This is a genomic window from Nocardia carnea (assembly GCF_029868855.1).
GTDB lineage: Bacteria > Actinomycetota > Actinomycetes > Mycobacteriales > Mycobacteriaceae > Nocardia > Nocardia carnea_A.
Window position 1 is genome coordinate 1 of record NZ_JARWOV010000131.1, and the last position, 10608, is coordinate 10608.

Below are 10608 nucleotides of genomic sequence, written 5' to 3' on the forward strand. Positions count from 1 at the left end.
CCCCCCCCCCCCCCAAACCCGCCGGGGGGGGGCGGGCGGGGGGCCCCCCCCCCCCCCCCGGATGGGCTTGACAGCCGGAGTATCGTTAAACGGCCGTTTTTGCTCGCTCGGAAGCTTCGGCCAGGAATTCCAGGCTCAGCGGGTTGTACTCTTCGGCCTTTTCGTGCTGCGGCCAATGCCCGCACGTGGGATACAGCTGCAACCGCGCGCCGGGGATATCGGCGGCGAGCTTTTCGGCCTCGGGCACATCCCCGAAGGGATTCTCGTGGCCCCATACCACCAGGGTCGGCGCCGTGATCCGGGCCAGCCGATCCGGACGCAGCAGATTGCGCTGCCGGATCTCCATGTTCTGCAGCGACAGCAGGTTGCCGATATTGGCGACGAAATCCGGCTCGTGGTAGATCCGGTGCCGGACCTGCACCAGCTCTTCGGTGGCATCGGCGGCATCGTGCATGAGCAACCGCAACCGGGCGCGGGTCAGCTCGATATCGTCGCTTTGCACCGCTTTGGTCGTGGACGTGCGGATACGCTCCATGACCTCCGGGTTCGCCACAGTGCCGCCCGCCGCGAGCAGTTGCAGCGAGAGCACCCGTTCGGGGCGATCACTGGCCAGATACGCCGCGACCCAGCCACCGAGTGATTCGCCGACCAGATGCACCTTGTCCAGCCCCACCGCGTCGAGGTAGTCGAGCAGGTGCTGTACATAGCGCGGAATCTCGTACGGACGATCGGGCTTACCCGTGTAGCCGTGGCCGAGCATATCGATGGCGTGGCATTCGTACCGGGCGGCATGCGGGACGATATTGCGGGCGAATGCTTCGAGATGCCCGCTGGTGCCGTGCAGGAATATCACCGCTTCGGCCCCGCTTCCCGCTTGCAACGCGCGGGTGGGAATACCGGCTGCGTCGACGGTTTTCAGCGCGAAATCCACGCCGGTCAGTTCGTTCCAGATGGTCATATCGAATCCTTGTCGGTGAAAGGTGAGAATCGGGTGCCCGGCGCGGTATTCGTCACCGGATGGCGGGCCGCCGCGCAGGATCCAGGACGGTGACGCCCATTCCGGTGAGCCATTCCGGGACGGCTTCGTAGGCCAGCCGCTCCCCCGGGACATAGTCGAGCATCGCGGCCATCATCAGCCAGGTCCGCAATTCCTGCGCCCCGTTGCCGGCCGCTTCCTCGAGTTCGGCGGTGCTGTATCCGGCGAGTTCGGCGGCCTTGCCGAGGGTGAACAGTTCGAGGACCCGGTTGTCGAATTCCGGCGAAATCGCGGCTTCGGCGGCGCGGATTATCTGCCGCCGCCGTACGTCGTAATCGGCCCAGTTCTCCCGGCCGTCGAGCCATGCGCGCACCATGAAGTCCTCGTCGTCACCGTGCGGGTCCCGCCAGTCCGGCCAGGGCAGCCGGTGCGACAGCCCACCGGAGGCGATCACCACGACGCGGCTGCCCGCCGGGTAGGCGGCCACGGCCTCCCGCAGCGCGACCGCGAATTCGGCACATCGTTCGAAGGTCGGTAGCGGCGGCGCGAAAACATTCACCACCAGCGGCACGATCGGGACGTCCAAGCCCGCCAGCAGGTACTGGATGGCGTGTGACTGACCGTGGTCGATCTGCAGCCGCGCCGAGAACGCCGGATCGAACCGGCCGCCCTCGACAAGGGAATCGGCCAGATGGCGGGCCATCCCGATATCGACCTGCTGCGGCCCCTTCGGGGTACCCGACTCACCGCTGGCAATGCATTCGCCGACCCCCAGTGTGAACGGCGGGATGAGATCGAGCCAGAAACCGCGGAAGTGGTTGGATCCCAGTAGGATCACCACATCCGGTCGGGCGGCGGCGATCCGGTCCCGGGCCGCGTACAGTCCGTCGCGGAAGCGTTCCGCTTCGGCTTTGTGGGTGGTCTGCTCCCAGTGGGTGTTCATCAGCGTGCTGTGCGACGCGCCCACCCCCAGCACGATATCCGCCATCAGTCGATACCTACTTCCTCGAGTGTGCGGGTCGCCGTATCCACGGCCACCCGCACGAGATACCGGGTGAACTGTTCGGCCGCCCGCAGATCCACGGTGTTCATTCCGCGGGCGAAATCCACCTCGAAGGGCGCGTCGGCCACCTTCGGCATGCCCACCCGGACGGTCGGTATCCCCCGGCCGCGCAGGATATTGGCGTCCGTCGCGCCACTGGCATCGCGAACCTCGAGATGTGGCTGCCCCGTCAGCGCCTCCCAGGCATCGACTGCACTGCGGCACAGCCACATTCGTGGATCGGATGATTCGCCGGGGATCGCCAGGATCTGTTCGACATCGATACGCGCGTCCAGCTCGCCGGCGATCGCCCGCACCGCGGCCAGTAGTTCCCGTTTGGCGGCGGTCGGTGTCGTCCGGGGGCTCAGCCGCAGGTCCACCATCATATGGACCTGTTCCGGCGTGAACGAGGCCGTACGCGGCCACCCGCCGCGAATATTGGCGACCATGCCCTGCGGGCACACCAGCCCGTCCTGATGCGCCTGCGAGTAGCTCGGGAACCACTGTTCCAGCCGCGCCGCCACGGCACCGGCGAGCGCGACCGGGTTGCGATAGGGCAGCCGGTGCCGTGATCCGACATAGGTGTGGCTGCCGTGTACGACTATCTCGAACCAGGTCAGGCCGACCTCCTCCCACGAGACGGTCCATCCGGGCTTGGCGATGAGCGCGAAATCCGCCCACACTCCCTGCTCCAGCAGAAACGAGCAGCCGACGCCTTGGCCGGTGTTACGCCGCGAACTGCCGCCGTCCGGCCGGGCGTTCGTGGGCATCCCGCCGGCACCGAACGCGGCGATCAGGTCACCGGTCAGCGGTACCCCGGCCGTGTGTATCGCTTCGGCGGCCGCCATGACGCACGCGGCGTGCCCCTTCGGGTTCGAGGCGCCGAGCCCGGTGACATAGTCGCCGTCCACCAGTGCCCGCGCCGTCATATCCGAGCGGAGGGTATCGCCCGCCCAGGGCAGGTCCTCCTGCTCGGTCCCGCTCGTCACGGTGTCGATCGGGGCATAGAGCATCAGGTCCGGGCCGGTACCGTCACCGGATACGCGGGCCCACGAATTGGCCTGCCGGTCGTCGAGGTCCATCGTGTGGGCCTCGATACCGGCGCCGGCGAACACCTGGGTGATATGCCGCGCCAGCGGTGCTTCGTCGCCCGTGGGGCTGGCGATATCGACCAATCCGGTGACCAGTTCCCGCAGGCGTGCGTAATCCAGAGCAGCCCAGGCCCGTTCGGTCCAGGAGCGGCGTTGTTCGTCGAGTCCGGCGAGTGGGTCGGCCACGGCCGTCATTGCGGGCTGACCTGATGAATCTGGGTGTTGTTCCGCGCGGCCAGAAAACGCCAGGCCTTCGGTGCGCCGACGGCCAGCAGGATACCGGCCGCGATGCCGGCAAAGATTCTGCGCATGAGCTCCTCCTTCGCTACTCGGTCTCCGCAGTGGCCGGAGCACTGGGTTGTGGCGCACCGTTCGTCGCCGCGGTGCCGGATTTCGTTGCCGCCGTGTCACTTGCGGCCGACCTCCGCCCCCGGACGGGCCGTTGCGGCTTCACCGGTTGATGAGCCACGGCGGCCGCGATCTTGTCGGCGTACTCCGCTTCGGCGAGATTTCGCCAGGCGGTGAGCGAGATATCCGGCCGGTAGAGCTTCTCCGGAGGCGCGTCGGTGACGCTCACCATCCATTCGTCCTGGCCGGAGAACTGACCGTGGAACAGCCAGCGGATGGCACCCAGGTATTTCGCGTAGAACCCCAGCTTGCGCACCCCGGTCACGAAATTGACCATCAACCCGACGTAGTTGTGCCGTTCGTCGTCCACCGGAACGTAGAACTCGTAGTGGATGAAGTTCGGGTACGCGATACGCAGGACACCGGGCATCGCCAGGGAGGCGAAGCCGGGAAAGTTCTGCGCTTCGATCACCGGGTCGGTCCGTAACCCGGCTCCCACATTCCCGATCTGGGAAATCTGTGTCTCGTCCGGCTTCTTCTTCCACCAGCGCTTGTTGGTCCAGGTGCCGACGCCGGGGAAGTCGGCCTCCCAGTGCACCTCGTCCTGGACGCGGTAGATCCAGCGGCCCTCGGGCACGATCCGGGTGATATTCCACGTCGGCATGGGTTTGAACAGCCGCCACAGCGATGTGCGGTGCAGGTATTTCGCGTGCCCCTCATCGAACCCGTTCTCGCACGCGAAACGCCAATTGCCCCGGCGCGGCTGGATCCGGCCGCCCACGATGCCCTCGTTCTCCACCAGTTCCCGGGGCAGCTGCTCGTCGATCGGTGGCGCCGGTTCGTTCCCGATCGGGATGTACACCCACACCAGACCCAGCCGTTCGGCCACCGGGTAGGTCTGCACCGCGAGCTTTCCGCAGACCTTCGAATCGGGCCCGTCGGTGATGACGGCGGCGAGTTGGCCGTCGGTCAGCCGGAAGGTCCAGCCGTGGTAAGGGCAGCTGACGGTACCCGGGAACTGCTGATCCCCCTCCGACAGCGGCACCCCACGATGCGGGCACCGGTCGTGCAGGGCATAGGCGGTTCCGTTGTCCCGGATCAGCGCCAGCTTCTCACCGCAGATCGTATGGCTCGTGGGCGTCCCGGTGATGTGATTCGACCACGTCACCGGATACCAGTACCCGCGGTAGCCGCTGCCCGCCTGGTCGTAGTACGGCCAGGCCGTCCAGTCCTGCCGGCCCGCCGCCCGTGCGCGCTCCGGGAGCGTGGGCCGGGTGGCCGGTGCCTCGACACCAGTCATATGGGTTCAGTTCCTCTCGATGCGAGATCGTCCGGTGGCACCGATCTTCGGCCCGGCGGCGGCGGCACCCAATGGATCGGGTTCGCTCAGCAGACCGGAGGCCCGGCGGCGACCACGGCGCGACCGATCGCGCAGACGGTTCCCGCCTCGTCATGCTCCTCGAAATGGAGGGTCACCATGCCGTCCTCGGCCTCTCCGACCACACCGGTGACGATCAAGGTCGCACCGACGGCCGCCGGTGCCCGGTTCTGCCAGCTCACCGAGCGCACAGCGGCCGGGTCTCCGGCATACCGGGCCGCCGCGCGGAAGAAGAGCGTGCCGTGCAGCTGCGCCATCACCACCGGCTCGTCGAGACCCTCGGCGCGCGCGGCGAGGGTGTCGTAGTGGATGCGGTGGGCGTTGTGGGTGGCGGCACCGAACCGCTGTATGCGAATCGGATCGGTCTGCAGCCGAACGGGTTCGACGATATCGCCGGCCCGGGGCGGGCGGATCTCCTTCATCGGACGATGAATCCTTCCGTCACCGACAGCAGGTGCCCGGCAGTGGCCGCGTAGTAGGCCTTGCCGACGGTGATCAGCACGAAACGCGTGCTGCCCCGGCCTTTCCAATCGACCCGTTCGACAATGCGGCGCACCTCGATGTTCTCGCACAGCGGCGTCGCGCGGCGGAAATCGATACGCTGCCCGCCGGCCATCAGCCGGACTGCCAGACCGGCCGTCCCGGGAACCTCGTCGGCGAACATGCCGTCGGGCCGGTATTCCTCGTCGCGTGCGCCCTCGGGTCCGCGCAACCGGCTCGGCAGATACAGCGGATGCACCGCGAACGCCGGGTGCCGCGGATCGAGGTAACGCGTATCGTCCTCCCCGCAGGCTCGCGCGAAGGCAATCGCCTCCGCGGCTCGCACCCGGCCCAACTCCCGTTTCGCCACGGCACCGAGTAGCGCCGTGGCCCGTGCGTGCACGGTTTCCAGATCATCTGTCATGGACCGACGCTAGGAATCCCGGGGCCCGGCGGCCAACAGGCCCGGACCGTCCAGCGGACCGCGAACCTTTGGCTGAGCGCCGCTATGCGGTCGAGTGTTCCCATGGCATCTCGACCGAACAGCTTGTACGCCACCGCGGCCGGTGTGAAATTCCATTACCACGACATGGGTGCCGGTTCACCCACGCTCTTCCTGCACGGCGGCGGTCCCGGCTGCACCGCCTGGTCGGACTTCGGGCCGGTCGCGGAACTGTTCGCCGGAGACCGCCGGGCACTGCTCGTGGACCTGCTGCAGTACGGCAAATCGGATAAATGCACGATCACCGGTCCGATGTGGGATTTCCATGCCGCGAAAATGGTGGCCCTGCTCGACGAACTGGGTATCGACCGCGCGGATTTCGTCTGTAATTCGTGGGGCGGCACCATCGCGCTCAACCTTGCGGCCAAATACCCCGAGCGGGTCCGCACCCTGGTGATCACGGGCAGTATGCCGGTGTTCTACGGCCCTCTCGCACCGCTGCCCGAGGCCGGGCGTCGCGGCCGCAATGCCCGCGACGTGTACTACGGCGGCGAAGGCCCGACCCGGGAGAAGATGCGCCGGCTCATCACCGGACTCGAATGGTTCGACGGCAGCCGGCTGCCCGAGGAAACCCTCGAGATGCGGTATCAGCAGAGCCTGGACCCCGGGGAAACCGCTCTGGCCGCGCGATCGGACAATCCACGCGGCGACTGGCAGGACCTGTCGGCCGAACTCGGGATGATCCAGGCGCCCGTACTTTTCGCGTGGGGTATGCACGATGCGTTTCTCACGCCCGACTACCCGCTGATGCTCGCCCGGATGGTGCCGCGCGGCCATCTCTACGTCATGGACCGGGCCTCGCACCACCTGCAGGAAGAACGCCCGTACGACTACTACAGCGTGGTGACCGGTTTCCTGAACCAGCAGCATCCGTGATCGCGGGCCGTGAGACCACGGTCGCGCGAACGCCTGCATACCACAATCGGATTCGCCTCGTCCTGACTCTCGGCGCGCTCACCGCGCTGGGTCCGTTCACGGTGGATATGTACCTGCCCGCGCTGCCGGTGATCGCCGCCGATCTGGCGACCAGCGACGCCACGATCCAGCTCACCCTCACCGCGACCCTTATCGGGCTGGCGCTGGGCCAGCTCGTCATCGGTCCACTGTCCGACGTCTACGGCCGGCGCCGGCCGTTGATCGCCGGGTCGGCCGTCCACGTCGCGGCCTCGGTGGCGTGTTACTTCGCCCCCTCGGTCGCGGTACTCGCGGGCTTACGCACGCTCCAGGGTGTCGGTGCCGCGGCCACCGCGGTCATCGCCATGGCGGTGGTCCGCGACCTGTTCACCGGCCGGGAGGCGGCGGTCGTACTGTCCCGGCTGATGCTCGTGATGGGGGTGGCGCCGGTGCTGGCCCCCTCGATCGGCGGCCTGCTCATCTCCGTGGTCTCCTGGCACGGGGTGTTTCTTGCCCTCGCCGGGCTCGGTGTGGTGATGGTGTTGCTCGGCTGCCGGTCCCTGCCGGAAACCCTCCCACCGGCCGCGCGGGCCCGGCGTGGGACCGCCTCGCTGTTCCGGGCCTACGGCGTCCTCGGCCGGGACCGCGTCTTCGTGCTGCTGGTACTGGTCTGCGGGCTCGTCAGGGCGGTGCTGTGGGCATATATCGCCGGGTCGGCGTTCGTTCTCCAGCACCAATTCGAGTTGAGCCCCCAGCTGTACGGTTTCGCCTTCGCGGTCGGCGCCGTGGCACTGATCGGCGCATCGCAACTGAATGTGCTGTTGCTCGGCCGCTGGTCACCCGATCTCATCTGCCTGGTGTCGCTGCTGATGAGCGTGCTCACCGGCGCTGTCTTCGTCGTTGTGTCCGCAACGGATACCGGCGGGCTGGCGGGTTTCGCCATTCCGCTGATGGTGTTGCTGGGTGCCACCGGGCTCACGATGCCGAACTCCGTCGCCGCGGCGCTGTCCCGGCACGGCTCGGTGGCCGGGTCCGCGGCCGCGGTGGTCGGTTTCACCCAGTTCGGCGCCGCCGCGGTCGCCGCGCCCGTAGTCGGGCTGCTGGGCAACTCCGCCCGCGCGATCGCCATCGTCATGACCGCCGCCGCGACCCTCGCCCTCGCCGGGTTCCTCGCCGCACGCGCCGGCCGGGCCCGCGAACACCCGATCGGCGAGCGCCGGCCGGCCGGTCGCGGTCAGGAGTGAACCGGCGCCGCCGAGCGCTGCCGCAGCGTGCTTCTCGCTCTACCATCGGCGTCGAACCGATTCGACAGCCGCGGCGAGGCCGAGCGGGAGGGGAACATGGTGTCGGAGACCTCCGCTGCCGGTGAGCCGGGAGGATTGCGGCGCAGCCTGGGGCTGACCGATGCCGTGGTGATCGGGCTCGGCGCCATGCTCGGGGCCGGAATCTTCGCGGCCCTGGCCCCGGCGGCGCGGGCCGCGGGTCCGGGCTTGCTCCTCGGGCTGGCCGTGGCCGCGGTGGTGGCCTACTGCAATGCCACCTCATCTGCCCGGTTGGCCGCGCGATACCCGGCGTCCGGCGGCACCTACGTGTACGGGCGGGAACGGCTCGGGGAGTTCTGGGGATATCTGGCGGGCTGGTGTTTCGTCGTCGGCAAAACCGCGTCGTGCGCGGCGATGGCGTTGACGGTCGGCGCCTACGCCTGGCCCGAATATGCGCATGCCGTCGCCGCCGGTGCGGTGGTCGCGCTGACCGCGGTGAACTATCGCGGGGTCCAGAAGTCGGCGCTGGTGACCCGGGTGATCGTGGCGATCGTGCTGGCCGTACTCGCCGCAGTGGTCGTCGCGGCGGGCTTCGGTGACGGGCCGGCCCCGGAGCCGGGTTCCGGCCCCGAGATCTCCGCGGGTGGAGTCCTACAGGCAGCAGGTCTGCTGTTCTTCGCGTTCGCCGGGTACGCGCGGATCGCCACACTCGGCGAGGAAGTGCGCGACCCCGCCCGCACCATCCCCCGCGCGATCCCGCTCGCCCTGGGCATCACCGTGGTCGTGTACGCGCTCGTCGCCGCCGCGGCGCTGCGGACACTGGGCCCGGACGGGCTGGCGACGGCGACGGCTCCGCTGTCGGATGTGGTGGAAGCGGCGGGCGCCGGTTGGCTCGTACCGATGGTGCGCGTGGGCGCGGTCGTCGCCGCGCTGGGGTCGCTGCTGGCGTTGATCCTCGGGGTCTCCCGGACCACGCTGGCGATGGCCCGGGACCGGCATCTGCCGCATGCCCTCGCGGCGGTGCATCCGCGTTTCGCGGTGCCGCATCGCGCCGAGCTGGCTGTGGGAGCGGTGGTGGCTATCACCGCCGCGACCGTCGATATCACCGCGGCGATCGGGTTCTCCTCGTTCGGGGTGCTGGTGTACTACGCGATCGCCAATGTCTGCGCCTGGACACTGGCACCGTCCGAAGGGCGGCCCCGACGGCTGATCCCGGTGGTCGGCGGGACAGGTTGTCTGCTCCTGGCCTTCGGCCTGCCCGCACAGTCGGTGGTGACGGGGACACTTGTGCTCGCCCTGGGTGCCCTCGTCTACGCCGCGCACCGGAGGCCGGGTTCGACCGGCACGCCGGGCCCGGATCCAGGGTCCTGAAACGGTTTCCAGCCCCGGTTACCGGAGATCGGAGTGCCCGTCGCTCCGCGCCGCCGAGCGCGAATGCACCGGAGCGCGAATGTCGCTGCGCCGGCCTACGTGACCGCGGCGCGACCTCTCACGGCGTGTACTGCGACCCTACCGTGATGCCGGAGGCGGAAATTGACTGTTCCTTGTCTGGTATCCGGGTCCGCACCGGCGAACACTGAGTCCGTGCGCGAATGACGTCACTGTTCAGCCGATCAGAGGAAACGTTATGACTGCCAGACTCACCAAGATTTTCGCCGCGAGCACCATAGCCCTTGCTCTGGGCGTAATCGCAGCGCCCGCCGCATCCGCCCAGCCCGTCATCCCGGGATTGGGGTCGGTTGAAATCTGCGTTCCAGTAGGTAGCGCCGAGGTCTGCGTCTGACTCGCGGGCAACAACATCACGAATCCCCGCACCATCGCCGCGATGCAGGCACGCGGTGCGAAACGAGCAGGCCGAGATTGTGCGGCCTGCTCATTTCACGTTCCGGTCCCCGGGGGATCGGGCATTGCCACCACACAGCAGTCATAGCTAAGATCAATCGGTCCGACCGGTCGGGATCTGCCAACTCGACAGAACGGAACTTCCATGAGGCCAACAGCGCGTCTCCAGCGCGTCGGCCCCCGACTTCTCGGCGCGACCGTCGGGGCCGCCGCCCTCTTCTTCGCCGCCGCTCCCGCGGCCGCTCTCCCCGGGACCCTCAACCGGGTCCAGACCGACAACGGCCCGAACCCGCAGGTCGAACTGCACAGTTACTGTGCGGCGCCCGGACAGGTCGGGCATCTGGCCGACGGCACCACCGTCTACTGTTCACCCGTTTCGGGCAGTGACACCTTCGCCTGGTCGTACTACACCGAACCGCTGCCGATGGATCCGAACGGCATCGATTACGACTGCGACAGCGCGAGTTGCACCTATCCCGACGGCTCCCAGGTACCGGTCGAGCAGCGCTGCGGTATGCAGTGCGGTGAGCCGCCCACACCAGGTGACGTGCAGAACCACCTGAACACCCCCCGCCGCTGAGCACGGTCCCGGCTACCGACCGTTGCCGCTTCGACGGGGGGGGGGGGGGGGGGCCGGGGGCGGCCGCGCCCCCCCCGCCCCGCCGCGGGGGGGGGGCGCCGCGGGGGCCGCGCGCCCGCGGCCCGCCCCTGCGCCTCGAAGCGGCAACGGTCGGTAGCCGGGACCGTGCTCAGCGGCGGGGGGTGTTCAGGTGGTTCTGCACGTCACCTGGTG

Annotated in this window: 10 protein-coding genes; 4 read left to right on the forward strand and 6 right to left on the reverse strand. The window is 68.5% G+C overall.

What is annotated here, in order from left to right; genetic code table 11:
- Positions 1 to 85 precede the first annotated feature (85 nt).
- The 6 genes from QH195_RS12690 to QH195_RS12715 form a co-directional block, all read right to left on the reverse strand.
- A complete protein-coding gene (locus tag QH195_RS12690) occupies positions 86 to 958 on the reverse strand; it encodes an alpha/beta fold hydrolase (protein WP_280435517.1) in 873 nt (290 codons plus the stop codon).
- 52 nt (positions 959 to 1010) lie between these two features.
- A complete protein-coding gene (locus QH195_RS12695) occupies positions 1011 to 1964 on the reverse strand; it encodes a catechol 1,2-dioxygenase (RefSeq protein WP_280435518.1) in 954 nt (317 codons plus the stop codon).
- Positions 1964 to 3304, reverse strand: coding sequence for a deacylase (locus QH195_RS12700; RefSeq protein WP_280435519.1), 1341 nt, complete (start codon positions 3302 to 3304; stop codon positions 1964 to 1966). The genes QH195_RS12695 and QH195_RS12700 overlap by 1 nt, the downstream gene beginning before the upstream one ends.
- A gap of 130 nt (positions 3305 to 3434) precedes the next feature.
- Positions 3435 to 4757 (reverse strand): aromatic ring-hydroxylating oxygenase subunit alpha, encoded by a 1323-nt coding sequence (locus QH195_RS12705; RefSeq protein ID WP_280435520.1) that lies wholly within the window; start codon positions 4755 to 4757, stop codon positions 3435 to 3437.
- Positions 4758 to 4843: 86 nt separating this feature from the next.
- Positions 4844 to 5257 (reverse strand): MaoC/PaaZ C-terminal domain-containing protein, encoded by a 414-nt coding sequence (locus tag QH195_RS12710; protein WP_280435521.1) that lies wholly within the window; start codon positions 5255 to 5257, stop codon positions 4844 to 4846.
- The gene (locus QH195_RS12715; RefSeq protein ID WP_280435522.1) at positions 5254 to 5739 is read right to left on the reverse strand and encodes a hypothetical protein; all 486 of its coding nucleotides are present in this window, start codon (positions 5737 to 5739) and stop codon (positions 5254 to 5256) included. The genes QH195_RS12710 and QH195_RS12715 overlap by 4 nt, the downstream gene beginning before the upstream one ends.
- A 102-nt stretch (positions 5740 to 5841) precedes the next feature.
- Here QH195_RS12715 and QH195_RS12720 point away from each other — a divergent pair, with 102 nt between their 5' ends.
- From QH195_RS12720 to QH195_RS12735, 4 genes are all read left to right on the forward strand, one after another.
- Positions 5842 to 6693, forward strand: a complete 852-nt coding sequence (locus QH195_RS12720) for an alpha/beta fold hydrolase (protein ID WP_280435523.1) — start codon at positions 5842 to 5844, stop codon at positions 6691 to 6693.
- Positions 6690 to 7955: a multidrug effflux MFS transporter gene (locus QH195_RS12725; RefSeq protein WP_280435524.1), complete on the forward strand. Its 1266-nt coding sequence runs from the start codon at positions 6690 to 6692 to the stop codon at positions 7953 to 7955. Before QH195_RS12720 ends, QH195_RS12725 begins: the two co-directional genes overlap by 4 nt.
- A gap of 96 nt (positions 7956 to 8051) precedes the next feature.
- Positions 8052 to 9344: an APC family permease gene (locus QH195_RS12730; protein WP_280435525.1), complete on the forward strand. Its 1293-nt coding sequence runs from the start codon at positions 8052 to 8054 to the stop codon at positions 9342 to 9344.
- A 616-nt stretch (positions 9345 to 9960) separates the two neighbouring features.
- A complete protein-coding gene (locus tag QH195_RS12735) occupies positions 9961 to 10395 on the forward strand; it encodes a hypothetical protein (protein ID WP_280435526.1) in 435 nt (144 codons plus the stop codon).
- The last annotated feature ends 213 nt before the right edge of the window (positions 10396 to 10608 follow it).

Coding starts and splice junctions, on each gene's coding strand:
- QH195_RS12695 (WP_280435518.1), bottom strand. CDS start 1,964: ATGGCGGATATCGTGCTGGGGGTGGGCGCGTCGCACAGCACGCTGATG.
- QH195_RS12735 (WP_280435526.1), top strand. CDS start 9,961: ATGAGGCCAACAGCGCGTCTCCAGCGCGTCGGCCCCCGACTTCTCGGC.
- QH195_RS12690 (WP_280435517.1), bottom strand. CDS start 958: ATGACCATCTGGAACGAACTGACCGGCGTGGATTTCGCGCTGAAAACC.
- QH195_RS12705 (WP_280435520.1), bottom strand. CDS start 4,757: ATGACTGGTGTCGAGGCACCGGCCACCCGGCCCACGCTCCCGGAGCGC.
- QH195_RS12715 (WP_280435522.1), bottom strand. CDS start 5,739: ATGACAGATGATCTGGAAACCGTGCACGCACGGGCCACGGCGCTACTC.
- QH195_RS12720 (WP_280435523.1), top strand. CDS start 5,842: ATGGCATCTCGACCGAACAGCTTGTACGCCACCGCGGCCGGTGTGAAA.
- QH195_RS12700 (WP_280435519.1), bottom strand. CDS start 3,304: ATGACGGCCGTGGCCGACCCACTCGCCGGACTCGACGAACAACGCCGC.
- QH195_RS12730 (WP_280435525.1), top strand. CDS start 8,052: ATGGTGTCGGAGACCTCCGCTGCCGGTGAGCCGGGAGGATTGCGGCGC.
- QH195_RS12710 (WP_280435521.1), bottom strand. CDS start 5,257: ATGAAGGAGATCCGCCCGCCCCGGGCCGGCGATATCGTCGAACCCGTT.